We start from the raw sequence: 23,949 nt of genomic DNA on the forward strand, positions 1-23,949 counted from the left end.
TTGAGCCAGACCAGTACCAGCCTCAGCAGCAGCGTTCGTCGCTCCAGCGACAGCCTCAGCCCCAGAGCCAGCAGCGGGAAGCGACCGCACGTCTACGAGCTTGATCCCTTGCGCGCCTGCACCGCCCTGAGCGTCATCGCGGTGCATGTCCTGGCAGCCACCGCCTACCTCAATGGGAGCGGCCCAGGCTACGCCATCCAGAACGCCTTTCTCGTGGCCTTCCACTTCACGCGCGAGATCTTCATGTTCGTCACGGCCTTCGCCCTTGTCTACGTCTACAACGGGCGTCGTTTCCCGCTCGGGCAGTTCTGGAGAAAGCGCAGTCTGGGCGTCATCTTCCCGTACGTCTTCTGGAGCCTGGTCTATGTTGTCGTCAACACGCATCCCAGCTCCTGGAGCACCTTTTTCAAGACGGCCCTCTTCGACGTGGCCACCGGCAACGCCTCCTATCAGCTCTACTACATCCTGCTCACCCTCCAGTTCTACCTGATCTTTCCGCTCTTCATGGGCCTGCTCAAACGCTGGCAGCGCCATCCCTGGCTGCTCCTGCTCGGCAGCTTCGTGCTGCAGGTCCTGCTCTTCTACGTCGACTACCATACGGTACAGCGTAGCAGCGATCCCTTCTGGCACACGGTGGCGGTCTATCAAGATCGCATTGTGCTGATGTACCAGTTCTACTTTGTGCTAGGCGGGCTGGCAGCTCTCTACTTCGAGCAGGTGCGCGCCTTCGTGCTGCGTCACGCTCGTCTGATCATCATCACCTTTATGATCACCTTACTCGCGCTCTGGGTACATTTTGCTGAGCAGATCAGCGTCTATCGCGAGCCAATGGGCTACGCCACTTCTGTCCTGCAGCCGAGTATGGTATTCTATAGCGTAGCGGTTATCGGCCTGGCTCTCTGGCTCTGCTGTCGCTGGGGGATTGGTCTGGCGAGTCGAGCGGGTCATGAGGTGAGCAAGCGCCTGAGCGTGCGCTTTTGGGGACTCTGCTCGGATGCCTCCTTTGGCGTCTACCTGATCCATGTGCTGATCCTCAACCAACTGCGCGGCAGCCTGCTCTCCTTCCTGCCAGAAAGCTGGCCCGTCGCCCTGCGCGTCATCCTGCTCTGGTGTGCCGTGGCCACGCTCTCGCTGGCGGTCAGCAGCGCGCTGATGTACACGCCCTGGCTCAGCCGCCTGGTAGGGCGCGCGGGACCGCGGCCTCGCGCCGCTGGCGGCCATGAGGGTCGCAGGAAAGAGGGGAAAGCCGAGATCCTGCCCGACGTCAGCAGCAGGCAGGCGGTTTCAAGGTCAACAACAGCGGCGACGATCGCCCTCGTGCCGGTAGTCTCGCAGACCGGCCCCGTGGATGCCGCTGGCGCCTCCGCGCCTCAAGATCTCCGGTCTGGAGCACTGGCTCGCTATGAGCAAGCACACCATAAGAATCATCGTTCTGATAGTGCTAGTTCTGGCCTGTCTGATGGGGGCCACGCTCTATAGCCTGCGCGGCTCCCTCGGCCTGCGCCGGAGCGCGGCCTCGCCGCTGGCGTTTCAGCCCCATCGCAACGAGCAGCAGGAGCAGGAGCGGCAGACGAGTCGGCGGCTGACACCGGCTCCTACGGCAAGCGCCTCCCTGCTCTCGCCGGCCCTGCCTGGCCTCAACTACCTGGGCTTTACCGCGCACCTCTTCTCGCAGGGAGGCAACAGCCTGGTCTACTATCTGTATATCCCGCAGCCGCTCAATCCTCAGCAACGCTACCCGCTGGTGCTGCTCCTCCACGGAGGAGGAGAGCGTAGCCGGCCCAATTATACCGCCGCGCAGAACGAGCAGCTGCTGCTCAATCAGTCATACGTGCGCGTCTGGAGCAGCGACTATCAAGGAGCGGCCAACCCACACATCCAGCAGCGCTGGCCCTGCTTTGTGCTGGTCCCGCAGATGAAACAGGGGCAGCAATGGGTCAACGTCCCCATTCATGGCGGCTCCTATCATCAGCCAGCTCAGCCGAGCATTCCGCTCCAGCTGACCAAGGCCCTGCTCGATCGAGTGCTACAGGCTTACGCCAACAACATCGATCGCACACGCCTCTATGTCACGGGCCTCTCGAACGGCGGCTACGGGACCTGGGACGCCATTGAGCGCTGGCCGGATCTCTTCGCCGCTGCGGCCCCTATCGCCGGCGCTGGCGACCCCTCGCTGGCCGCGCGCATCAAGAATCTGCCGATCTGGGCCTTCCACGGCTCCGCCGATCCGGTGGTGCCCGTCAGCGGCTCGCGCGACATGATTGCGGCCCTGCGCGCCGCCGGAGGCCAGCCACGCTATACCGAGTTCGCCGGCGCCGGGCATGGTGTCTGGGGCTACGTCTACTCGCTGGAGAATAGCCCCTTGCGCGTCAGCGACTTCTTCCCCTGGCTCTTCTCGCAGCACCGCTGAGCGGAGCAGCAGGGAAGGAAGAGACGAGATCGTCTGTCACCTCTCAGATCGCCCTGGGATGAAACCAGACGCCGCCACCTGCCCGGCGGGGACCGGGCCGGAGAGGACGGCGCTTGCTTCCCCTTCAGCGAGCGGCATATAATGTCTACAGATGACAGGGAGACCGAGAGATCGCAGAAGCTGAAGAGGAACGAAGGGGCAGAGCGAGAGCGGACACACGCCGACAGACACAGGTGGCAGCGAGCAAGCGTCTCCTGTCTGGTATCTCGTGCGTTCACTCGCTGCTTCGCGCAAGGGCGCGCGGACAGCGTGTTACATTGCAGTAAGGAGAGAACAATGACGACCCAGTCACAGCAGCAAGAGCGACCGCAGCCACGCATCGTCAAATTCTACGAAACCACCCTGCGCGATGGCGAACAGACCCCCGGCGTCAATTACTTCCCCGAAGAGAAGCTAGAGATCGCGCGGGCCTTGGCCGACATGGGCTTCGACACCCTGGACGTGGGCTTTCCGGTCTCCTCCCCGAGCGAATTTGAGGCGGTGCGTCTGATCGCCTCGCAGGTTGAGAACGCCGAGATCTGCGCCATCGCCCGCGCCGTCAAGGGCGACATCGACGCCGCCTGGGAGGCCGTCAAAGTGGCCGCCCACCCGGCGATCGAGCCGTTCATCAGCGTCTCCCCCATTCATCGCCAGGTCAAGCTGGGCAAGAGCCGCCGGGAAGTGCTGGAGATGGCGCGCACCGCCGTGGCCTACGCCCGCACCCTGACCGACACCGTCGACTTCGCCCTCGAAGACACGACACGCACCGAGCACGATTTCATTCTGGAGGTCTGCGAGGCCATCCTCAAGGAGGGCGTGCGCTTCGTCACGATCTGCGACACCGTGGGCTACGCCCTGCCCTGGGAATTCGGCCAGCTCATCGCCGATCTCAAGCGCGAGTTTCCGACGATCCGCATCTCGGCCCACTGCCACGACGACCTGGGCCTGGCCGTGGCCAACGCCCTGGAGGGCCTGCGCAACGGCGCAGAGCGCGTCGATACCTCCTTTAACGGCCTGGGCGAGCGCGCCGGCAATGCCGCCACCGAGGAGGTGGTGATGGCCATCCGCACGCGCTCGGCAGACCTGGGTCTCGACGTGCGTGTCGATACGACCAAAATTATCCCTACCAGCCGCCTGGTCGCCAAATACTCGGGCATGCAGCCCCAGTGGACCAAGGCCATCGTGGGCCAGAACGCTTTCAGCCACGGCGGCGGCATCCATCAGGATGGCGTGCTCAAGGATGCTCGCACCTATGAGATCATGACCCCCGAGTCGATCGGCCTGAGCGCCAACGACCGCCGCATCCGCATGGGGAAGCTCTCGGGCCGCGCCGCCCTCGCCGCCCAGATGCGCGAGCTGGGCTACTCCCTCGAACAAGAGCAGCTCAACCGCGCGTTTGAGATGGCCAAGCTGCTGCTCGGCAAGAAGCGCGAGCTGGAGGAGCTGGACCTGCGCTACATCGCCGAGACCGCTATGAAGTAGTCCCGTCCTGCCGCGCCGCCTTCCCAGGCGGCGCTTTTTCCCCCTTGCGTATTGTTGATTTTCTGGATAAACTAAATCATGTAATGAGTCGTACGAACAAACGCCGACGGGCCTGAGCGTGATCAGACAGTCAGGCAGGCGCCCGGCCCGCCGGCCTGGAAGAGGCCAAGCCAGAGGAGAGAATCATGAGCGCTGGAGAACAACACGAGCACGCCCACCATTCAGCAGGACACGAGCATCATGAGCACCATGAGCACCATGAGCACCATGAACACAACGGTGCTGCCTGTGGGCCGGGTTATGCCTCGCCCGAAGAGGCGACCAGGGCGCCGCGGGAGAAGGTGCTCTACACCATCGCCCTGCACGTTGGCACTGGCGTTGAGGCTCCTGACTATCTGGCTACCATCGACGTTGATCCCGACTCGCCCACCTATTCGCAGGTGATTCATCGTACCGTCATGCCCTATGTCGGCGATGAGCTGCATCACTTCGGCTGGAACGCCTGCAGCTCCTGCCACGGAGACGCTCACAAGTCGCGGCGCTTCCTGGTGATCCCGGGCAACCGCTCCAGCCGCATCTACATCGTTGACACCCAGGACGAGCGGTCCCCCCGGCTGCACACTGTCATTGAGCCGGAAGAAATCAAGGCCAAGACCAACCTGAGCGCCCCGCATACCGTCCACTGTCTTCCCGATGGACATGTCATGATCTCGATGCTGGGCGACGGTGAGGGCAACGGCCCCGGTGGCTTCCTGCTCCTCGACGAGGAGTTCCGCATTGCCGGGCGCTGGGAGCAGAAAGCCGACGCCATGCGCTTCAATTACGACTTCTGGTATCAGCCGCGTCACAACGTCATGGTCAGCAGCGAGTGGGGGGCGCCGAAGACCTACTTCAACGGTTTCAACCTAGAGGATGTCCAGGCCGGCAAATACGGACGCCAGATCCATTTCTGGGACTGGCAGCGCCATGAGATCGTCCAGAGCGTCGACCTGGGCGAAAAAGGGCTGATCCCGCTGGAAGTGCGCTTTTATCACAATCCCGACAGCACGCATGGCTTCGTCGGCGCTGCCCTCAGCAGCGTCATCTGGCACTGGGAGCGCGTCAACGGGAGCTGGCACGTGCAGCCGGTGGTCGAGGTCCCAGCGATTGAACTGGAGGGCTGGCCCTTCCCCGTTCCCTCGCTCATCACCGACCTGCTGGTCTCGATGGATGACCGCTACCTGTATTTCTCGAACTGGCTGCACGGCGACATCCGCCAGTACGATATCAGCGATCCGGCCCATCCACGCCTGACCGGCCAGGTTTGGTGCGGCGGCCTGCTTGGCAAGGCCCAGCCGGTCAAAGGCCACGAGCTGGTCGGCGGACCGCAGATGCTGCAGCTGAGCCTGGACGGGCGCCGGCTCTACGTGACGAACTCGCTCTACAGCAGCTGGGATAACCAGTTCTATCCCGAGCTGGCCAGGCGCGGCTCCTACCTGCTGCAGATCGACTGCGATCCCGAGCACGGCGGCATGCAGATCAACGAGAACTTCTACGTTGACTTCGGTCAGGAGCCGGCAGGACCGGCCCGCGCTCACGAGATGCGCTATCCCGGTGGCGACTGCACCTCAGACATCTGGATTTAATCCGCCCAAGACGGCAACTGTCCTTTCTTCTTTCCCTCTCTCTGTGAGGAGGCGGGGCCGTATGGGACAAGGTACCCTATCCCATGCGGCTCCGCCCCGCCTCACTGGCTTCTACCGCGCCTCTCCCAACGCGCTAGCGCAGCTCACGCCAGAGCGAGGCGGCCAGGATGACAGGCAGGGCCACTACCAGGAGGACCGCTTGCAGCGGCGCCAGGCCTACCGGTAGCAGCACCAGTAGCACAAACAGCAGAACGACCCCGCTCAGAATAAGCGGATCACCCACGAGGAACTGATACAAGGCCCGCAGCAGCTTGAGCAGTCGCGGCAGCATCAGCGGCCTCCCTTCCCCGGCAGGTCGGCAGAGCCGAAGCCCGGGGCGGCGCGCCGGTGGGCCTGCTCCCTGAGCCAGAGCACCAGCAGAGCAGAGCAGAGCAAGTAGAAGGCAGCCAGCACCAGCAGGAAGGCATCCGCCAGCGGCCAGTCGACGCCCAAGCCTTCGCCGCCCCAGAAGGTGCCAAAGGTGGTCAGCATGATGCCCACCAGAAACTTGAGCGTATTCTCCGGGACGCGCTTGAGCGGGGCTTGCAGCAACAGCCCGATCAGCACCACCAATAGCCCGGCAGCGCCAGCCCCCAGGGTCGCGGTGCCGAGGGCGCAGCCAGCGCTGCAGCTGGGAGTGATGGCACTACTGCCAAAGGAGATCACGATAAAGGCCACCTCCAGCCCCTCCAGTAAGACGGTCTTGTAGGAGAGCGCCACGCCAAACGGCTCCAGACGAGCACGCGGCCCTTCCCCACGCGCTCGCAGGGCCGCCATCTGCTCCTCAAAGATGGCCTCTTCATCGTGCAACGGCTTGAGACCGCTATAGCGCAGAATAGCCTTTTTCAACCATTTGAGGCCAAAGAGAATCAGCAGAATGCCGATTACGAGACGCAGCAGGGCGAGCGGAATCCAGTAGACGAGGGCCAGGCCCAGGGCACCCACCAGCAGGGCCAGCGTGGCGGCGGCAGCAGCAGCCCCGACCAGTGAGCTGCGCCAGTTTATGGTCAATCCCACAACGAGCACAATGGTGAAGGCTTCGACAAATTCGACCCCCGAGGCCAGGAAGGCAGCGGTCAGAATCGCCCAGGCCATAGAGAGCTATTCCCCTTTCTGTCTCAAGAAAACTGATGAGAGCAGCCCCTGACACGCCCAGACCACGAGGAGCAGGCTCGCCTCGCGGTTGCCGACCGCTCGCAGGCTGCCTGGCAAACACGGCGCACTCCTGGGCGAGCGAAGTGACAGGGACGCATGTGGGCAGAGGAGACGAATAGGCGGATGCGCCTCCAAGCAAGCTTTTCTCCTTGATTATAGGCACGACGCGACTGCTCTGGCAAGCAGAGAGATGAGCAATTGTAGTAGACGCAACCTATAACGTTATGTTATCATTGAGAAGCCTGTATCCATTCATCTGATGGATTGATTGATCTCTTGTGAGAAGCTGGAAAGGAGCTTACATCGATGAGCTGGGACCCCAACCAGGGTGGACAGGTACCGCAGCAGCCGACGCCGTCGCCTAACCCTTATGAGACACCTGCGTCGCCCACGCCACCGCCTGCCAATCCGTATCAGCCGCCAGCCAATCCCTACGGGCCTGGGCCTCAACCCTCAACGAACCCGTATGGCTACGGGCAGCCAGCGGCGAATCCGTATATGCCCCCGACCTCCTACGGCTGGCAACCCGGTACCTACCCGCCGCCGGTCACAGCCACGCCGCTGCCGCTGGGCCAGGCCGTGCGCGAGCTGCCAAACCAGTACCTGCGCGTGGCCTCGCACCCATCAGCGGAGACATTTGTACAGGAGCTCGGAAAGGCTTCTTGGGATATCGTTTGGGTACAGCTTCTGGGATTCGCAGCGCTGTTCGCCATTATTACCTTCTTTACCAGGCTGGCCACCAGTGCTCTGCTCGTGAGCATTCTTCCCAGTCTCTACACGTCCCTGGTGGCCTCGGCCAACGTTGCTAGCTCGCTGCTTTCTTCGCTGATCTACTTTGTCTCACTGATTGGTGGTTTCTTCCTTCTTCAAGGGCTGATCCACCTGCTGGCCAAAGCCTTCAGCGGGCAGGGGACTTTTCTGCAGCAATGCTACAGCGGCATGCTCTCCTATGGACCGGTATTGACCATCCTCCTTGCCTGTAGCATCATTGGGATCATTCCTTTCGTCAACATCCTCGCCTTGGTTGTGGAGCTGATAGCTGGCATTTATGGCATTGTGCTGCTGGTTTTTGCAACGATGGCCAGCCAGCGCCTGCAGGGAGGTCCGGCGAGTGCCGCGGTGTTGATCCCCATCGGCGGCCTCATGGTGCTGGCCTGCTGTGGCATCCTAGGGCTGGTAGCGCTCATTGCTGCCACACTCAGGGCCAGCTATTAAGGGCCAGGCCAGCTGATAAGCAGGGCCAGTGAGGAAGAAGGCGATTGACCAGGGCGTTTCTCTAGAATCGCTCAAGATCGACGAGAACGGTCCCCGATACGGCCAGCAGTGGTCGACAGGCAGCCCGGCGCATGCTATTATGCCAGGATGGGCTGTTCTGTAGTGGACAGAGCAAGCACGCGGGTATGGGCATGGAAAGAAGAGATGAGTTCCCTCCCGGAGGACTCATCTCTTCGTCAGTCTGTCGTGCTCGCTTTGTCTGCTTCCTGGATGAAATGCAGTTCCGCCTAAGCGAATGCTTGACGAGCAGGAGAGACAAAGGCTGTGGATACACTGATCGGCTCGGTCATCGGGGGATACACTATCAAGCAGTTTCTCGGCAGCGGCGGCATGGGCACCGTTTACCTGGCCGAGGACCCTATGATTGGCCAGCAGGTCGCCATGAAGGTGGTGCGCGCCGAGGCCAGCGACTTCCTCGAGGCCGAGAAAGCTCTTGAGCGCTTCAAACAGGAAGCGCGCGCTGTGGCGAGCCTGGATCATTTGCATATTCTGCCGCTCTATCGCTATGGAGAGGAAGAGACCGAGCTGGGCCGGCGCGCCTATATGGTGATGCAGTATCGCCCAGAAGGCTCGCTCTGGGACTGGCTGCGGCGCCGGGCAGGTCTGGCTTCCCAGCAGTCGCTCAGCCACGTTCCGCAGCTACCACCAGGTCTGCCTTCGGCCTGGCCCCTGACTCTGAGCGAGGCCGAAGACTACCTTCAGCAGGCGGCTTCCGCCCTGCAGTACGCTCATGATCGCGGCATCGTCCACCGCGATATCAAGCCAGCGAACTTCTTGTTGCGAATCGAAGCCGGGCCACGTGTGCATCTGCTGCTCTCGGACTTCGGCCTGGCCAAGTTTTTTTCTTTTAGCTCGGCCACCAGCCACATTTTTGGGACGCCGCTCTACATGGCACCCGAGCAGTTCGGCGGCGAAGCCCGCCCCGAAAGCGATCAGTATGCGCTGGCGGTCATGCTCTACTTACTGCTGACCGGGCACACGCCCTTTGAAGGCGACCCGGCCCAGTTGATGCATCAACATCTGCATCGGGAACCACCCCCTCTACGCTCCTTCAGCCCGGCCCTGCCAGAAGAGCTGGAGCTGGTTTTCGCACGCGCTCTGGCGAAAAATCCACAGGAGCGCTATCCTTCGGTTGGAGCTTTTGGGGCGGCCTTCGCCCATGCCGCCCATCGCCTCCCATCGCCGCTGCAGCCGCGCCTGGGGCTGCCAACCAAAGGGGAACCCGTCGGTGAAGCCGATGCCGCCAGCACCTTGCTGCTGCGGGAGTCTCCCGATCCGGCCTTGCCAGCGACCAGACTTGCGGCGGAGAAGATTGAGCAGCTCAAGCTGCCGCGCGACGGTCAGCCACTGGCCCTGGGTGGCCTTCCGGGAGGCGCTCCATCGCCTCAGAGCCTGCAACAGCGTCAGGAAGCGGCCTCAGCTCCCACCGTTTTCGCTCCTTCACCCTTGCCAGCCTCTTTCTCAGCCCCCGGCCTTCCTCCTCCTGTGCTGCCTCAGCCGTTGCCAGGAGCATCGTCGGGCAAGCAAGGCCAGTTTCGCCCGTCTGCTCCGCACTCGCCAGTCAGGCCAGAGCGGCAGCCCAGAGAGAAAATGAGCCGGAGGCGCGCCCTGGCATTGATGGCCGCTGGAGTGGTTGGCGTGGGCATTGTGGGCACCAGCCTCTACTTTCTACTGAACAGTCGCCCGGCCCAGGCTCTGGCTGTGCTCCAGGGGCATCAGGACAGCGTCACCAGCCTGGCCTGGTCCCCCGATGGGGCGCACCTGGTCTCCGGCTCCCGCGATCAAACGGCGCGTCTCTGGCTGGCGAGCGAGGCCCGCCCAGTACTGACCTACAGTCTGCAGGCCACCCCCATTCTGGCAGTGGCCTGGAGCGCCGACGGGACGCTGCTGGCCTCGGGAGGTGAGAACCACTCGGTCCAGATTTGGACGACGAGCGGGGCCTTACAGCAGACCTTCAATGATCTGGGGGCCCCGGTGAGTGCCCTGGCCTGGACCGGGCGGCGCGATGTCCTCCTGGCCGGGACGCTTGGCAATGGTGGCCATGAGCTGCTGGTCAGTGGGCGGACGACGCGCAGCCTCCTGAAGGCTCGCATTCGGGCTTTGGCTCTGGCTCCCGGAGGTGAGACCCTGGCTCTGGCACTCGATAGCGGCCTGGTGGCGACCTTCAGTCTGGGTGAACGACGCTTGCTGCAAAGCTACCATCGCCACCGCGGCGCCGCCTTGTGTGTGGCCTGGTCCCCAGACGGCACACTGCTGGCCTCGGGCGGAGCAGACCACCAGGTGGTGATTTGGGACAGCGTTTCGGGCGTCGTGCAAGACCATCTGAGCCATCCGGCAGCGGTCAATGGCCTGGCCTGGGACCCAACAACGCCAGGCCGCCTGGCCACCGCTTGCAGCGATGAACGGGTGCGCGTCTGGAAACTCGGGGGCAATGGCGCAGCGGCTCAGGCAACGGTCTATAACGGCCATCACGGCAGCGTCACCGCGGTGGCCTGGAGCCAGCAGGGGCTGGCCTCCGCTTCTACGGATCATACTGTGATTCTCTGGCGCGTCAGCGGCTAGGAGACGCCTGTTACGGGGCAGGCCGCCAGGTTGAGTACAAGGTTAGCCACTGGCTGCCTTGGCTCTGCAGCCTGGTTAGTTACCCTGGCAGGGTTTTACCAGGCCCTGGTGAGGTCCTGCCCGGCCCCGGCCCCTCCGCTAGCCTTCAGTCAGGCCGACTGTCAGGCTCATGAGGAAGCCGGCTAGAGCCGTTGCAGGCACCACTACAGACAGGAAACCCCAACGTGATCCCATGCCTTGATGCTGGTGAATGCTCATCGTGTAAGGATAGCTCTAAATAAAACAAAATATAGTCATTCATCTATTACTGGCTCATAGATAGCATAATTTGTATATGTCAGACGATGATAATGGTAGCCGAGCGCTATGAGCTGCTGCAGTCTTAGATCCTGAGGGGAGCCAATGGGAAAGACATAGTCAGGAGGAGACTGGGCCGCCTCGACCAGGCGGCTATAGGGGGGATAACGATTAAGGCCAGGTTGCAGCCCGGCATCAAGGACACTGCATATAATGCGCTCAGTGCTCTGAAAAGCGATCCGGTCACAGGTCCAATAGTCGGTGTAGATACGTGTAGCCCCTCGTCTCAGAAGAAAGTTCATCAAAGCTTGCTGCTCGTTATTCAGCCTTTGCACCTCAGGCGCCTGGGCTAGAAGCTGGCCGCTTCCCCACCACCAGGCAACAGCAACCGTAAACATTACCAACATTGCCCCGAGCCGAGCAGCCTGAAAAAGAGGCCTGGAGAGCAAGCGTTTAGAGGGTAGGAAGGCGAGACGCCAGAGCGGGAAAAGTAAGGAAGGAATGCTGATGATAAGACCGACCAGGTATCGAGATGAAGGCCAGGGGGTAAGCGCTGCTTGCGGGAAAAGGCAAAAGAGAAAAAGGGTACCGCCAGCGCCGCTCAGAATCATGAGCCTGGCTCCCTCTACGCATCTGGTTTGAAGAGCACCAGGCTCGGATTTGACGCCTACTTGCCGTAAGCGCCACCAGGAGAAAAGGGCCTGGCCGGTCGCAAGGCCCCAGAGCAGAAGATAGCCTAGGGACCAGATACCATGAAACGCAGTGCAAAACTGAGCCTGGGGATCAGCCCGCAATGGCCAGGCGCGGCTCGGTCCTAGCGTACACAGGGCATTGCCTCCTGTTGCCAAAGGCAAACTCACTAACAGCGCTCCGGCAACTTGTAAGGGTAACGAAGCGTGAAGCGCTACGCCTTCAGACGGCGACTTGCTGCCCGACGCGAGAGAGGGATAAGCAGGTTCGCGGTAGCCTGGTCCTAGTAACGATAGAGCCGATGGCGAGGGGGGAACAGTAAGCTTATAGGCAATCTCGGGACTCAGGCCCAGCAGTAGGCCACCGACTAATAGAAGGCAGAGCAATGGTGATTTGAGCTGCTGGCGATAGCCCTGAAGGAGGAAAAGAAAAGCAGTTCCTATAAAGGGTAAAACAAGCGGGTCACTCCAGATGCTCACGCCGGCCAGAAAGCCCCATAGACTAAGAGCTATTCCATCACGGAGTTTCGACGATTTCTGATTCATGCTATGCCTGTGGCGACCAAAAACAAGCCAGCAGCTTACCAGCAATAGCAGAGAGCAAAAAAAGAGGACATCAGGCGCCCCTCCAGCCGCCTCAAGCTCCCTAAAGAGCACCTCGCCAGGACCGGCCCCAACTATCAGGAGAGTAGCCAAGGCCAATGGTTTGTTATAAATCAGGCTAGTCAGTAAATAGATCTGTATCAGAAAAAAGCAAAAGAGCAGCAGGACACTTAAGCGCAGAGTTAGGACCGAGGGTCCCCAGAGGTGGAAAAAGAAGGCGGCCAGGTAGGCATCAATGGGAGCTAAGTAGTCCTGACCATAGAAGACCAGCGGATGAGCACCCTGATAGGCAATGTGAAGAGCCATGAGGCCCATTGTCCCCTCGTCGCTATCGAGGGATGGCCAGCCCAGCAGGATCAGATAGAAGCGCAGTAGAGAGGAGAGCAGAATGACGATACACGCCGCAATATGATATTTGTCACAAAGTTTGCTTATCTTCAAAGCCACACCTCGCGTTCCTCTGGCTCCAGAGAGAGGTCCTCCTCTGGAGAGGCTCCCCCTGGAAACCTACCTGGGCGCACTCTTAAGCGTACTGCTCTGGGCTATCTGCAGCCAGGCCATAGAGGCTGCCTTGGTAGACAAAGTATGCTTCGGTGTGTGCGTGATAGGCGTGTCCGCCAACAGCAGCCACCGCTGGACCATAGAAATGACCAGTGTAGCCTCCTCTCAAGGGGGCGAGGCAGTTCTGACCAACCCCACTGTAAAGCGTTCCAGAAGTGTCATCAATTAAGTCAATATAAATAGTGCAAGATGTCCATTTTGAATTATCGGATGTTCTAGGCAGAATATAGCCATCAGAAACAATTCTCAAGGCTGAGTTCTCGCTGACACATGACGTCAGACGGACAAGCGAGAACACATTAAAACAGCCTCCGCCGCTTGCCAGAGGGCTGGCTGCAGTAGAGTGGGTCGGTCGGAGTTGCTCACGAAGAGCATCATTGGTCGGACCGGCATGAACAGCCGAAGCCTTTGCCGTAGAGAAAAAAAGAGAGGAGAGTAGCAGCGAGAGTAATGTCAGACAGAGCAGCATCAGTCCGCGTCTCAACATTTCAGGGTTCTCTCCTTCCTTTTCCTGAAAGGAATCGCGAGTGATGACATTTACATTCGCCAATGTAAATAGTAACTCAAAAAAATTATTGTTGTCAATATATGATGAGATAGATAGAGTGCTTAGCTTCGAGCTCTGCATTTATCTTTTGAGGAAGGGGATTACCAAGCAATCGTTACCAGTCCAGTTATCTCTGGATGCTACTAGCTCAAGGTCATCTCACAAGACTACTATTAGCATACGAGCACCCCGGTAACTGGGAGCAGGTACTCTAGCGACTGCCATGATCGGCCAGAGCAGCCCAGCGGCAGCGGTGCGGCAAACATCAATGAGATAAGCAGTAAGGATCACTTGTATTACGTCCTTTTCCGGGGGCCCGCCAGGCGCTCCTACGGGCATGGTGCTCATCCTGACCATCTGCTCTGCCCGCGCCCCGAGCACTCCTGGTACTTCCTAGCCTTTGGATTGAAGCGACTTCATACAGGGGATATACTGATCGTGTTGAGGAAGATTCCTTACACACACCTCCCTGCCAGTCCCCGCCACCGCCTTCACGGCGCATGGGCAGAGCAGGGCCAGATTTTCTTGTGAGGAAGGTTTCGAGACCGCGATGGAAATCACGGGCAGTCAGCAGATCAAGGCCCCGCGCCAGCGCGTCTTTGATGCCCTGTTCGATCCACAGGTGCTCAAAGAGAGTATCCCCGGCTGCGAGAACGCCGAGTACGTTGAGAATCCCGATGGGCGCACGGGGCGCGAGCTGAAGCTGGTTATTTCTCCCAATATTCCCGGTCTGAAGGGACCCTACACCGTTTATGTGCGCACCGGCGAGGTCGTGGCTCCCGAGCGCGTCGTGCTGCTGAGCGAGCCGTATAACGCCCTGGGGCGCATCAAGGCCAGCTGCACCATCACGCTCGCCGAGGACGGCGCCGCCACCACTAACCTGAGCTACGCCGCCGAAGCTTCTCTCGAAGGCAAGATCGCCGCCACCCCCGAGGTCGTGATGAAAAATACCCTCAAGCTGGCCCTCGACCAGTTCTTCAAGAACTTCGAGAAGCAGGTCGGCGCCATCACGGCCTGAGTGCGCACGTGCGTCCGCCAATACCTGCTAGTCACTCGCTCCCTGCGCAGCGCCACCTGTCATACAGCGACGCTCGCGCAGGGAGAAAGCGCCTCTCCTGCTGATCCTACTCCTCCCTTCAGATCTTACGCTCTCTCCTCTTGGACCTGCCCTCACTGGCCCTCAGCTTCCTGCCACCTTCACCCGCACCCGCGGCACTCCCAGCCCGATAAAGTGCGCGAGCAGGAGACGAACGAGCCGCCGGCGCACCAGCCAGCGAAACCAGCGCGGCAGACGAAATTGCTCTCCCTCCTTGGTCAGGCTTGCGGCAATCAGCCGCCGCTGCATCTGTTCCTGGACGAGCTGCATCAGCCGCGTAGGCCAGAGGCGCGCACGCTGGACACGCGCCAGCTCCCTCTCATCCAGCACACCCCGCCGCAGAGAAGCGCTGAGGAGATTGGCCGCCACGACGGCATCCTGAATAGCATAGTTGATGCCCACGCCGGCCACTGGAGACATGACATGCGCCGCATCGCCGATGAGCAGTAGCCCCGGACGATACCAGCGCTTGAGATAGCTGGACTCAACCGAGAGCACAGCAATCTGGTTCCAACCCTGGAGCGTCTCCAGGCGAGTCGCCAGCTCCTTTGGAAGTAAGATGGCCAGCTCCCGACGCAGGGCTGCCAGCCCCGCCTGACGGATCTGCTGATATCCCCCCTTGGGAATAAGGTAGCCAAGCTGGTAATAGCTGCCGCGCTCAAGCACGACCAGCGCACGCCCGTGCAGGAAGCGACCACCCGAGGCAAGCTGATCACCAGGCTGACGCGGCAGTCGGAACCAGAGCACATCGATCGGCGGCGAAGTCTTGACCGGCTCCAGGCCGGCCAAGTGGCGCACCCGCGAGAAACGTCCATCGGCTGCCACCGTCAGCAGCGCCCGCGCCTCGCGCCAGCCCTCGCGCGTCCGATAGCGCACGCCTACGATGCGCCCCTCCTGCTCTAGCAGTCCCTCAACGCGCGCGCCCATCTCCAGATGGAAAGTCGGCCAGCGCTGGGCTTCCCATGCCAGAAACGTCAGAAACTCAACCTGGGGCACCAGCATGATGTAGGGATAGCGCGTCGAGAGCAGGCGAAAATCAGTCAGCTCCAGCCAGCCAGCCTCGGTCTGCAGGCCAAATTGCTGCACGCGGCTATGGGGCAACGCCAGCAATCCCTCACTCAGGCCCAACTGATCGATGATCTCCAGTACTGACGGATGAACCGTATCCCCCCGAAAATCACGATCGAAATCTCCATGCGCTTCCAAGACCAGCACCGAGAGCCCCTGGCGTGCTAGCAGCAGCCCAAGCATCAAGCCTGCCGGACCTGCCCCAACGATGCAACAGGTCACCTCTGGCCCAGCCGACGCCGATGCCATCGCCGCCTTCTCCGCAGCAGTCATCGGCGTCACAGCGCTCTCCTCCAACATGGTAGAAGCCTCCTTTCTGACCCAGCCTTTCATCTCATCAGGCCACCTGACGCCTCACGGTCAAGGCACTTAGTCCAATCATCAGCACCATGAAGACTAGTAGGGCTGCCAACTGGGGAGCAATCTGACCGAAATCGCTTCCTTTGAGCATCACAGCGCGCAGCGCCTCATTGGCATACGTCAAAGGGAGCAGATAGGCAACGGGTTGCAACCAGGCTGGAAGCTGCTCCACCGGCCAGAAGATGCCCGAGAGTAAAACCTGCAATCCGAAGACCAATGGAATGAACTGGATGATCTGAAACTCGTTTTGGGCAAAGGTCGAGAGAAAGATGCCCAGGTTGACGCCGCTCACCGTCAGCAGGATTGCTACCAGGAAGACCAGGCCGAGATTCCCCTGATAGTGCACTCGCAGGACAAAAACCACAAAGAGTAAGACCACGATCGCCTGCACCAGGGCGAAAAGCGTGAAGCCACAGACGTAGCCCATGACCAGCTCGGCGCGACTCAGGGGTGAGGCCAGGACGCGCTCGATTGTGCCCTGGGAGCGCTCGCGCAGGAAGGCCACCGAGGTCAGCAGAAAGACAAAGAAGAAGGAGAAGACACCGATAAAAACCGGAGCCAGCGCATCATTAGAAGTGTAATCGGGGCCGCCATGTAGATAGCGCGGCTCGGCCAGCGTTAAGAGCGAGGTGGTCTGCGTAGTGATAGGAACGGTCTGCCCTGCTCCCTGGCTGGCCCGACTCTGGGCCTGCGCCAGAGCCACATCAAGCTGACGCACCAGCGCTGTCACACTCTCACGCATGGCCGTGGCGACCGCGGGATCAGATCCCTCAAGTACGAGCTGCAGCCTGGGATGCTCGCCTCGCGCCAGCTGGGCGGCGAGATCTGCCGGGAAGACCAGCGCCGCATCGGCCTCGCTCTTGTTGAGCACGTCCTCCACCTCATCGGCTGTGATCGTCACTGTCTTCAGGCGCGAGGCCGGCGGCAGCAGACGATCGATCAGCACGTTGAGGGCGTCGCTCCCCACCCCCGTGGGACGCACCAGGGCCAGGGTGGGGACACTGCCGCTGCTTCCTGTCAGGACCACGTAGAGAACGCACATCACGAGCAAAGGCACGAGAAAGACCAGCGCCAGCGTGCGGCGATCGCGCACGATCTGCCGTATAATGCGTGAAGTCAAGGCCAGGACACGCGCGCCGTTCATGCTGTGACCTCCTCCTGTCGTCCCCGAGCGGCATAGTAGAGAAAGGCCGCCTCCATATCGCTGGTGCCAGCCCCGGCGAGCAGCTCATGAGGCGTACCGCAGGCCAACAGTCTGCCGAAGCGCAGCAGCCCCAGTCGACTGCAGCGCGCCGCCTCATCCAAATGATGGGTCGAGACGATGATCGTCGTTCCCTCGCGATTGAGCTGGGCGAAGTAGTCCCAGAAAGAGCGCCGCAGCTCGGGATCAACACCAACCGTCGGCTCGTCCAGCAGCGCCAGCCGCGGACGATGGACCAGGGCACAGGCCAGCGAGAGACGCTGACGCATGCCGCCGCTGAAGGTCGCCACCACCCGGTCAGCGTCGGCGCTCAGATCGACTCGGGCCAGGATTTCAGCGATGCGCCGCTCGCGCTCTTGGCCGCGCAGACCGTAGATGCTGCAGAAGAAGCGCAGATTCTCACGCGCCGTCAGATCGAGATAGAGCGCGCTGAGCTGGGTCATGTAGCCGAGCGAGGCCGCCACCCGCGGATCGGGCAGACGCCGCCCGAGCACGCGCACACTGCCAGCCGTGGGGCGCACCAGGCCCGCCAGGATACGCATCAGGGTGGTCTTGCCGGAGCCATTGGGGCCTACCAGCCCGAAGGTCTCACCCACCCCAATGGCCAGGTCAAGGCCATCCAGTACACGCAGCCTGCCAAAAACCTTCACCAGACCGTCACAGATGACGAGCGGCTCTTTCGCACTCCCCGCCAACGAGGGCGCTCCCACCCGCTTGTCGTCAGCCATGCCGTTCCCTCCTTTCTATTAACTGACTGACTAATTAATAACATGATCAAAAAAAGCCGCTACCTCGACGGCAGCAGCAAGCCAGGCAGCACCGTCTTCAGCACGAGTGCCACCAGCTCCTCATGTGAATAGCGGAGCACGCTGTCATCGCGCAACACCTGGCGACGCATGACCAGGCCCATCATCGCACTCAGGAGCACCTGAGCCACCGCCTCGGGTTCGACCTCCGCGTGCAGCGCTCCCCGCTCACGCTGCAGACGCAGATAGCGCTGCAGGACATCGATGATGCGTGGCAAGAATAATCTTGGTAACAAAGGGATCTCCTCGCCATGAAGCAGCTCGGAAAGGACCGTGCGGATCAGGCTGATGACCTGCTCGCTCTCGATAATGTTAAGCGCCTGGCACAAGATCGCGTGCAAAAACTCGGGGGGCGGCGCATCCCATTGGGCCGGCTCCAGCTGCGCAAAGAGGCGCAGCGGCGAGCGGCTCTCAATCACGGCCTGCAAGAGCGCCTCCTTATCGGCAAAATAATAGTAGATCAAACCCGGCGTAATGCCCGCCTCACGGGCGATATCCTTGTTCGTGGCCCGAGCGAAGCCCTTACGCGCAAAGACGCGCAGGGCCGCATCGATAATCTGCTCGCGGCGATCTTCTGTTCCTTCCGCCTTTGGTCTACGTGCCATCTCTTCCTATCCCATAATTTAACTGGCTGATTAATTAATATGATAGGCCAGAGGAGAGGAGTTGTCAAGGCTGCCAGGAGGGGGGGAGCGGGATGGCTGGCGCGATCAGGGGTCGACGGTTGGCGGGGCGGTATAGCTAATGCGATAGATATAGCCGCCCTTATCGTCGCTCACATAAAGCGAGCCCTGGGGGTCGACGGCCAGGCCCACGGGGCGCCCGGTAGCGTCGTTATTATTCAGCAGCCAGCCGGTAGCGAAATCCTCCACGGGGCCGGCGACCGCGCCTTGGGAGTTGAGCGGGATGAAGACCACCTTATAGCCCGTCGGTACCGTGCGGTTCCAGGAGCCGTGGAAGGCCACAAAGACGCCGTGGTAGTGAGAGGGGAACTGGTTAGCGGTATAGAAGGCCAGGCCGAGAGGAGCCGAGTGGGCCTGCATTTTCACCAGCGGCTGCACCACCCCGCGGCAATCGCCGGGGTGGCCATAGTCGGGATCGATAATATCGCCAGCGTGGCAGCGAGGCCAGCCATAGTTAGCCCCATCCTGGAGGGCATAAATCGTCTCTGGCGGCGTATTATCGCCCATCAGATCGCGGCCATTATTGGTCACCCAGATCTGATTATTCCACGGATTGATGGCCATTCCGACTGCATTGCGCAGGCCGCGGGCGTAGATCCTGCCGCCGCTGCCATCCAGGTTAAAGACCATCACTGTTGCACGGCGGGGGTCCGGCTCGATGCACACATTGCAGGAGGAACCGATCGAGACATAGAGCCGGCCATCGGGGCCGATCAAGACCGTGCGCGTCACATGGTTGCCGCCTGTAGGCAAGTCGGGCACGATCACCTTGCGGCTCGTCACATGCCAGGAGGCATCGAGGGTAAAGCGCGTGACACGCGAAGCCTCGCCCACGTAGAGCGCGCCCTGATAAAAGACCAGGCTGGTTGGATCGTCAAGGCCCGAGACCACGACCACGCGGCGAGCGGCCTTCCCGCTGTGGGTTGGATCGGGCAAGGCCACAATGCTCCCGGTGCCGCGCTCGGCCACAAAGAGCGTGCCATCGGGGCTAAAGGTAATAAAGCGGGGAGCCGAGAGACCTTGTGCGAAGACCGTAGCCGTGAAGCCGGGGGGGAGATGCAAATGGGTCACGGTCGCACTGCCGCCCACGAAATGCGAGCCGGTCAACAAGGAGCGCACCAGGGCCCGCTGACTATAGAGCAGGGCGGCCAGGACCACCAGCACGGCTACCAGGAGCGAGAGTATCACGATCAGGCGCCGTCGTCCGCGGCGGCGCGACGGCTGTAGCGGCTGACTACTCGTGACCTGCAGGCGTTCCTCTTCGTCCGACATAAAGCACTCGTCCAGCTAGCAAGGGGCCTGTACTGAGCGAGACAGAGCTATCAGCTCACAGGGCCGCGCAGGCCTGAGATCATGGGGCGCTTCCCAAAGCGCAGTACAGGACCGAGAAATAACGGCAGGCTCCTCAGCCACCAGCCAGCCGACCCGTCCGCCTTGGCCTGCCAGCCGGACTGGCTAAGAGACCAGCTCCAGCTGAGAGATCTCCAGAACACGCGCTAAGAGACGAACGTGATAAGGCTGAGGCTCCTCGCGCCCGTCCTCCAGGTGAGCGATCGTCGTGCGGCGCAATCCAGTCATATCGGCCAATTGGCCGATACTGAGGCCGCGACGCTGTCGCCAGAGACGGAGGTTGGGGAGACCACGCCGCCGTGACTGGGCCTTGCTTTGCGTAGCCTGTGCCTTCATGACCCTCTCCTTTGAGGATAAGCTCCTTCCTCCTGGCGCCGCTCAGCGTCGTTGCAGAGTGAAGCGCCATCTGGAGCAGCATTTGTCTCTGCCCTTTCCTCGCGAACAACCAGGTGGGTGCTCGCGAGAGGAGCAGCAGCCCAATCCTGCCCCTCTTTTTAGAGGATACCAGATCGGCCCGGTCCTTGTCTAGAGAGGAAGCACGCCAGCGAAACTCGCCCCGCCTGACGGTCAGCGTCAGGCTAGGAATGATGCTGCTGACCCGTCTGGGAGGAAGCCGTCGCTGTATGGCTACTCTCGCTCTGATGGCCCTGGCCCTGAGCCTGCGAGCCGTGAGATGACGAGGTTTTGGCCTGGCCTAAACTCCCAGCAGGCTGATCCGGGCCGACGAGGCGGAGATAGGGGCTATCCAGGCTGCTATCGAGCGAGAGCGAGAGAATCACTCCATCGAAGGGACCAGGCAGGTAACGATTGAGGGCCGTCGCCGAGGCCAGCGAGACGCCGGAGTGCAGGAGATGCTGTATTTGCAGCTCCTGCAAGGAATCCGCCACAGAGAGCAAAGTTTCCACATTGAGACCCGTCTGCGGCGAGCACTGGCCAGCAATCCAGAAAACGACGCCATCGCGCTGGGTGAGCAGCTCGCAATGCCCGTTGTAGATCCAGCGGCGCGCGTAGGTATTGATGGTCACCCATTGACCTTCAACATAGATGGCTGCTGCACGCCCCTGGTTGTCAACCTGGAGAGGGTGGATGGCGTTGGCCTCCACTACCTGATAGACCTGGCCGTAAGGCTTAAACTCGCGGATCGCCAACTCGCTTGCGTCATGCCAGGGGCTACCGGGAGCCATCAAGGAGTAGCGGAACTCCACCATCGGCCCATCGGTCCATACGGGCCAGCCGCGCACGTGGTCGCTATAGAGATAAAGGTTGCGCAACACGTAGTGATCGGGGATCTCTGCCGGCCAATAGAGCGGGAAATGCAGCTCGCGCTCAACGGCCAGCAGGCTTACTTGATCGTTGTGGCCTGCGGTCGTATTGAGGGGCGAACTGACCACAGGTTTCGTCAGGGGTCCATGCACCGGATAGACCCCGCTCTGCACACCCTGCAGCAGGATCACCAGGCCAGAGGCGAACGAAGGAGCTGCAATGAGCATCGTCAGAAGCATGAAGAGCAGGAGTGAGACGCCGGCCAGGAGGAGGCGCCGGCTCAGGCCCATTCCGCGCACCAGCTCTCTCCAGGCACGTCTCTCCTCCAGGTTAAAAAGACGACGCTGCAGTTTTAAACGCCGAAAGACGCGAGCGCGTATCCTTTGCTCAAAACCGGAATCGACTGGTGCAAAGCGTGGATCTTCAGACTCAAGTAAGGTATGCACAAAGTATGGCGGAATCTCCTCTTCGGGAAGGGAGAAGAGCGTATCCAGCTCCTGGGCGAAAGCGACTTCCTCCTCACTAAAATCGGAAGGAAGCGTCACTTTGCGGCCACCGAATGAGAAAGAGACAGCGTTGCGACATTCCCTGTTCTCTGCCTGCTCCTCAAATTCGCTCATACTCATGTGCATACTCCTTGAGCGCCTCGCGCAAGCTCTTCCGCGCTCGCCACAGGCGGGTATCGACCGCGTGGCGAGTGAGACCTGTTCGGGCCGCCAGTTCTTCCGTGCTGGCGAACCGGAAATAGCGCTGATAAATCAGGTAGCGGTCAAGCTCAGGCAACGTCGCCAAGGCCAGGCGCAGCTCTTCGCGCCTTTCATTTTGTTCCAGCAGCAGCTCCATGCTGGCATCAGGATGAGGAGGCAAAGGAACGCGATTCTCCTGTTCCTGGCCACCCCATCGGTTCCCTTTTCGCCCACCGCTGCCATCGGCAGCAGCCCACTGACCATTTTCTTCCGCTGGCTGGACAGCGTGCACCTGTCGTCGACAGAGCTGACGGCGTCGGTCCAGCGCAATATATTTCGCGCGCATCGTCAGCCAGGTACGGAGCGTACCACGACTGGCATCGAAGGTCTCGATCTCCTGCCAGGCGGCCACAAAGAGATCGTTGACGCACTCCTCCGCATCCTGGATCACCCCCACACCGTTGAGGATGAGTCGGATAAAATAATAAATCTCGCGCGAGTAACGTGCAATGAGGGTCTCCAGGGCATCGGGATTGCGCTCCTTCAACTGCTGAACGAGGTCTTCATCCGACCAGTCCTGTCGCACCATGCTCGCTCCTTGGGGTATCAGGTATATCCTCCCACCAACAGGACCTGCTTGCCGACCACCTCTTCAGCAAGTCATGCGGCGTCACCGCGCACCGCGGCAGCGCCCCTGATCGGGGAGATATACCGAGTGGTGGTGCTGCGCCATCATCCAACAACATACTACGCCCCGCCTTGCGGGGCTCCTCACATACTCAGCCGCTACGGCCCTCGCCCGTGCTCCTCTCCACTCCATCCTTTGTGACAGGCTCTCCCACCTATCATACTCCGTAGGTGAGCCTGGCGCTTGGTTCCTGTTTCCCCTCTGACCCGTGCTGCTTCCTTGCGTTCTCTCTGGCGTTTGGGCTACTACTCCCTTCTCCCGCGCGTGAGTACTGCTGCTTGTCGCTTGCCGTTGCCAATGATGGCGTTTTTTCCATTGTGACGGAAAGCTTGCTGAAAGTCAAGGCCGCTGCTGCCTCGCTATCCAGTGGTGAAGATTCCTCTCCCTCTCTCCTTCATCTTCGCTCGTCGCCAGCCCTTCATCCTCTCGCTCTTTTCGGCCATCTGCTCTCAGCGTCCGCTTACTCCCAGTGCGGGAGCATGTTATAATACCTCAACATCAGGGCTTCAACCAACCCAACCCAACCAGCTTCACGTAAGGGGTGCCTGAAGATGACCTTCTCCATTGTGGCCCGTGACCCGCAGGCGGGCGAATTGGGCATTGCCGTCCAATCGAAGTTTCTGGCTGTAGGGGCTGTTGTTCCCTGGGCTCAAGCTGGCATTGGCGCCATTGCTACCCAATCCTGGGCCAATACTACCTATGGTCCCCGTGGTTTAGAGTTGTTAGCCCGCGGCTTCTCGGCAGCTGAGACGTTAGAGCAGTTGCTGGCAGATGATGCAGAGCGGGCCAAGCGCCAGGTTGGTATTGTGCCTGCCAGCGGCGCGCCGGTCACTTATACTGGTAGCGAATGCTTCCCCTGGGCCGGTGGGCGCGTCGGTGAGCATTATGCCTGCCAGGGCAATATTCTGGTCAGCGAGGAAACGGTGAACGCGATGGCGCGCACTTTTGAAGAGACGTCTGGCCAGCTTTGCGATCGCCTGCTGGCGGCTCTGGCCGCAGGTCAGGAGGCGGGCGGCGACAGCCGTGGTCAACAATCGGCGGCTCTGCTGGTGGTGCGCGAGAAGGGTGGTTACGGAGGTTTCAACGATCGCTTCATTGATCTGCGCGTCGATGATCATCCCCATCCGATTGAGGAGCTGGCTCGCCTCCTGCGATTGCACAGGCTCTATCTCTTCCCCCCCGATCCCCAGGATATTCTGCCGATCGATGGAGCTATCGCTCGTGAGCTGCAGGAGCTGCTGAGGCGCAGCGGCGACTATCATGGCCCGCTCTCGGGCGTCTTTGACGCGCAGACACGTGAGGCTTTCTGGCACTTCTGTGGGCGCGAGAATCTGGAAGAGCGCTGGCTGGAAGGGGAGCGCATCGATCGTGTGGTGCTGACCTTTATGCGCGAGCGGCTGGGTAGCCAGAGCGGCGGTAGCGGCTCAGCCTGACCTGCTGCCGGCGGGGCGCTAGCTGTCCTGC

Annotated in this window: 20 protein-coding genes; 8 read left to right on the plus strand and 12 right to left on the minus strand. The window is 61.0% G+C overall.

From position 1 onward, the window contains the following. The 4 genes from N688_RS17510 (at position 1) to N688_RS17525 (ending at position 5,556) form a co-directional block, all read left to right on the plus strand. Positions 1–1,479, plus strand: a complete 1,479-nt coding sequence (locus tag N688_RS17510) for an acyltransferase (protein ID WP_052890492.1) — start codon at positions 1–3, stop codon at positions 1,477–1,479. Further along, the gene (locus N688_RS17515) at positions 1,403–2,410 is read left to right on the plus strand and encodes a carboxylesterase family protein (protein ID WP_202901959.1); all 1,008 of its coding nucleotides are present in this window, start codon (positions 1,403–1,405) and stop codon (positions 2,408–2,410) included. Before N688_RS17510 ends, N688_RS17515 begins: the two co-directional genes overlap by 77 nt. A 336-nt stretch (positions 2,411–2,746) precedes the next feature. Then, on the plus strand, positions 2,747–3,931 hold the full coding sequence (locus N688_RS17520) for a 2-isopropylmalate synthase (protein WP_052890494.1): 1,185 nt from the start codon (positions 2,747–2,749) through the stop codon (positions 3,929–3,931). Positions 3,932–4,116: 185 nt separating this feature from the next. Beyond that, positions 4,117–5,556: a selenium-binding family protein gene (locus tag N688_RS17525; RefSeq protein WP_081838962.1), complete on the plus strand. Its 1,440-nt coding sequence runs from the start codon at positions 4,117–4,119 to the stop codon at positions 5,554–5,556. A 133-nt stretch (positions 5,557–5,689) separates the two neighbouring features. Here N688_RS17525 and N688_RS17530 read toward each other — a convergent pair whose 3' ends face one another. Together N688_RS17530 and N688_RS17535 are read right to left on the minus strand one after the other, a co-directional pair. After that, complete coding sequence (locus N688_RS17530) at positions 5,690–5,887, minus strand: hypothetical protein (RefSeq protein WP_052890495.1); 198 nt, start codon at positions 5,885–5,887, stop codon at positions 5,690–5,692. Continuing rightward, on the minus strand, positions 5,887–6,690 hold the full coding sequence (locus N688_RS17535) for a COG4280 domain-containing protein (RefSeq protein ID WP_052890496.1): 804 nt from the start codon (positions 6,688–6,690) through the stop codon (positions 5,887–5,889). Before N688_RS17535 ends, N688_RS17530 begins: the two co-directional genes overlap by 1 nt. Before the next feature lie 366 nt (positions 6,691–7,056). Between N688_RS17535 and N688_RS17540 the strand changes: the two genes are divergently transcribed. After that, positions 7,057–7,965, plus strand: a complete 909-nt coding sequence (locus N688_RS17540; RefSeq protein ID WP_052890497.1) for a Yip1 family protein — start codon at positions 7,057–7,059, stop codon at positions 7,963–7,965. A gap of 324 nt (positions 7,966–8,289) precedes the next feature. Beyond that, positions 8,290–10,587: a WD40 repeat domain-containing serine/threonine protein kinase gene (locus N688_RS17545; RefSeq protein WP_052890498.1), complete on the plus strand. Its 2,298-nt coding sequence runs from the start codon at positions 8,290–8,292 to the stop codon at positions 10,585–10,587. 293 nt (positions 10,588–10,880) lie between these two features. Here the strand turns inward: N688_RS17545 and N688_RS17550 are convergent, their stop codons facing one another. Together N688_RS17550 and N688_RS17555 are read right to left on the minus strand one after the other, a co-directional pair. Continuing rightward, a complete protein-coding gene (locus N688_RS17550) occupies positions 10,881–12,623 on the minus strand; it encodes a hypothetical protein (RefSeq protein ID WP_052890499.1) in 1,743 nt (580 codons plus the stop codon). A 76-nt stretch (positions 12,624–12,699) separates the two neighbouring features. Further along, the gene (locus N688_RS17555) at positions 12,700–13,365 is read right to left on the minus strand and encodes a hypothetical protein (RefSeq protein ID WP_156025488.1); all 666 of its coding nucleotides are present in this window, start codon (positions 13,363–13,365) and stop codon (positions 12,700–12,702) included. Positions 13,366–13,834: 469 nt separating this feature from the next. Here N688_RS17555 and N688_RS17560 point away from each other — a divergent pair, with 469 nt between their 5' ends. After that, entirely contained in the window at positions 13,835–14,302 is a 468-nt protein-coding gene (locus tag N688_RS17560) for an SRPBCC family protein (protein ID WP_052890501.1), read from the plus strand. 162 nt (positions 14,303–14,464) lie between these two features. On the opposite strand, the gene N688_RS17565 is transcribed toward N688_RS17560, so the two are convergent. The 8 genes from N688_RS17565 to N688_RS17600 all read right to left on the minus strand — a co-directional run bounded on the left by N688_RS17565 (position 14,465) and on the right by N688_RS17600 (position 22,386). Continuing rightward, positions 14,465–15,748: an FAD-dependent oxidoreductase gene (locus N688_RS17565; protein WP_156025489.1), complete on the minus strand. Its 1,284-nt coding sequence runs from the start codon at positions 15,746–15,748 to the stop codon at positions 14,465–14,467. Positions 15,749–15,785: 37 nt separating this feature from the next. After that, positions 15,786–16,952, minus strand: coding sequence for an ABC transporter permease (locus N688_RS17570; RefSeq protein ID WP_052890502.1), 1,167 nt, complete (start codon positions 16,950–16,952; stop codon positions 15,786–15,788). Beyond that, the gene (ccmA, locus tag N688_RS17575; protein WP_052890503.1) at positions 16,949–17,737 is read right to left on the minus strand and encodes a heme ABC exporter ATP-binding protein CcmA; all 789 of its coding nucleotides are present in this window, start codon (positions 17,735–17,737) and stop codon (positions 16,949–16,951) included. Before ccmA ends, N688_RS17570 begins: the two co-directional genes overlap by 4 nt. A gap of 59 nt (positions 17,738–17,796) precedes the next feature. Next, positions 17,797–18,420, minus strand: coding sequence for a TetR/AcrR family transcriptional regulator (locus N688_RS17580; RefSeq protein WP_052890504.1), 624 nt, complete (start codon positions 18,418–18,420; stop codon positions 17,797–17,799). A 105-nt stretch (positions 18,421–18,525) separates the two neighbouring features. Then, on the minus strand, positions 18,526–19,770 hold the full coding sequence (locus N688_RS17585; RefSeq protein ID WP_052890505.1) for a PQQ-dependent sugar dehydrogenase: 1,245 nt from the start codon (positions 19,768–19,770) through the stop codon (positions 18,526–18,528). 183 nt (positions 19,771–19,953) lie between these two features. Further along, positions 19,954–20,184, minus strand: coding sequence for a helix-turn-helix transcriptional regulator (locus N688_RS17590; RefSeq protein WP_052890506.1), 231 nt, complete (start codon positions 20,182–20,184; stop codon positions 19,954–19,956). Between the two features lie 242 nt (positions 20,185–20,426). Continuing rightward, positions 20,427–21,737, minus strand: a complete 1,311-nt coding sequence (locus N688_RS17595) for a hypothetical protein (RefSeq protein WP_156025490.1) — start codon at positions 21,735–21,737, stop codon at positions 20,427–20,429. After that, positions 21,718–22,386: a sigma-70 family RNA polymerase sigma factor gene (locus tag N688_RS17600; RefSeq protein ID WP_052890508.1), complete on the minus strand. Its 669-nt coding sequence runs from the start codon at positions 22,384–22,386 to the stop codon at positions 21,718–21,720. The genes N688_RS17595 and N688_RS17600 overlap by 20 nt, the downstream gene beginning before the upstream one ends. 650 nt (positions 22,387–23,036) lie before the next feature. On the opposite strand from N688_RS17600, the gene N688_RS17605 reads away from it, so the two are divergent. Next, entirely contained in the window at positions 23,037–23,918 is an 882-nt protein-coding gene (locus N688_RS17605) for a DUF1028 domain-containing protein (protein WP_052890509.1), read from the plus strand. Positions 23,919–23,949: the final 31 nt, after the last annotated feature.

The organism is Thermogemmatispora carboxidivorans (assembly GCF_000702505.1).
GTDB classification, from domain to species: domain Bacteria; phylum Chloroflexota; class Ktedonobacteria; order Ktedonobacterales; family Ktedonobacteraceae; genus Thermogemmatispora; species Thermogemmatispora carboxidivorans.

What these genes read in the sequence shown, in the direction of transcription:
- N688_RS17515 (WP_202901959.1), top strand. Translation starts at nt 1,403, where the DNA reads ATGAGCAAGCACACCATAAGAATCATCGTTCTGATAGTGCTAGTTCTG.
- N688_RS17520 (WP_052890494.1), top strand. Translation starts at nt 2,747, where the DNA reads ATGACGACCCAGTCACAGCAGCAAGAGCGACCGCAGCCACGCATCGTC.
- N688_RS17525 (WP_081838962.1), top strand. Translation starts at nt 4,117, where the DNA reads ATGAGCGCTGGAGAACAACACGAGCACGCCCACCATTCAGCAGGACAC.
- N688_RS17530 (WP_052890495.1), bottom strand. Translation starts at nt 5,887, where the DNA reads ATGCTGCCGCGACTGCTCAAGCTGCTGCGGGCCTTGTATCAGTTCCTC.
- N688_RS17535 (WP_052890496.1), bottom strand. Translation starts at nt 6,690, where the DNA reads ATGGCCTGGGCGATTCTGACCGCTGCCTTCCTGGCCTCGGGGGTCGAA.
- N688_RS17540 (WP_052890497.1), top strand. Translation starts at nt 7,057, where the DNA reads ATGAGCTGGGACCCCAACCAGGGTGGACAGGTACCGCAGCAGCCGACG.
- N688_RS17555 (WP_156025488.1), bottom strand. Translation starts at nt 13,365, where the DNA reads ATGCAGAGCTCGAAGCTAAGCACTCTATCTATCTCATCATATATTGAC.
- N688_RS17560 (WP_052890501.1), top strand. Translation starts at nt 13,835, where the DNA reads ATGGAAATCACGGGCAGTCAGCAGATCAAGGCCCCGCGCCAGCGCGTC.
- N688_RS17565 (WP_156025489.1), bottom strand. Translation starts at nt 15,748, where the DNA reads ATGTTGGAGGAGAGCGCTGTGACGCCGATGACTGCTGCGGAGAAGGCG.
- N688_RS17570 (WP_052890502.1), bottom strand. Translation starts at nt 16,952, where the DNA reads ATGAACGGCGCGCGTGTCCTGGCCTTGACTTCACGCATTATACGGCAG.
- ccmA (WP_052890503.1), bottom strand. Translation starts at nt 17,737, where the DNA reads ATGGCTGACGACAAGCGGGTGGGAGCGCCCTCGTTGGCGGGGAGTGCG.
- N688_RS17580 (WP_052890504.1), bottom strand. Translation starts at nt 18,420, where the DNA reads ATGGCACGTAGACCAAAGGCGGAAGGAACAGAAGATCGCCGCGAGCAG.
- N688_RS17585 (WP_052890505.1), bottom strand. Translation starts at nt 19,770, where the DNA reads ATGTCGGACGAAGAGGAACGCCTGCAGGTCACGAGTAGTCAGCCGCTA.
- N688_RS17590 (WP_052890506.1), bottom strand. Translation starts at nt 20,184, where the DNA reads ATGAAGGCACAGGCTACGCAAAGCAAGGCCCAGTCACGGCGGCGTGGT.
- N688_RS17595 (WP_156025490.1), bottom strand. Translation starts at nt 21,737, where the DNA reads ATGAGTATGAGCGAATTTGAGGAGCAGGCAGAGAACAGGGAATGTCGC.
- N688_RS17600 (WP_052890508.1), bottom strand. Translation starts at nt 22,386, where the DNA reads ATGGTGCGACAGGACTGGTCGGATGAAGACCTCGTTCAGCAGTTGAAG.
- N688_RS17605 (WP_052890509.1), top strand. Translation starts at nt 23,037, where the DNA reads ATGACCTTCTCCATTGTGGCCCGTGACCCGCAGGCGGGCGAATTGGGC.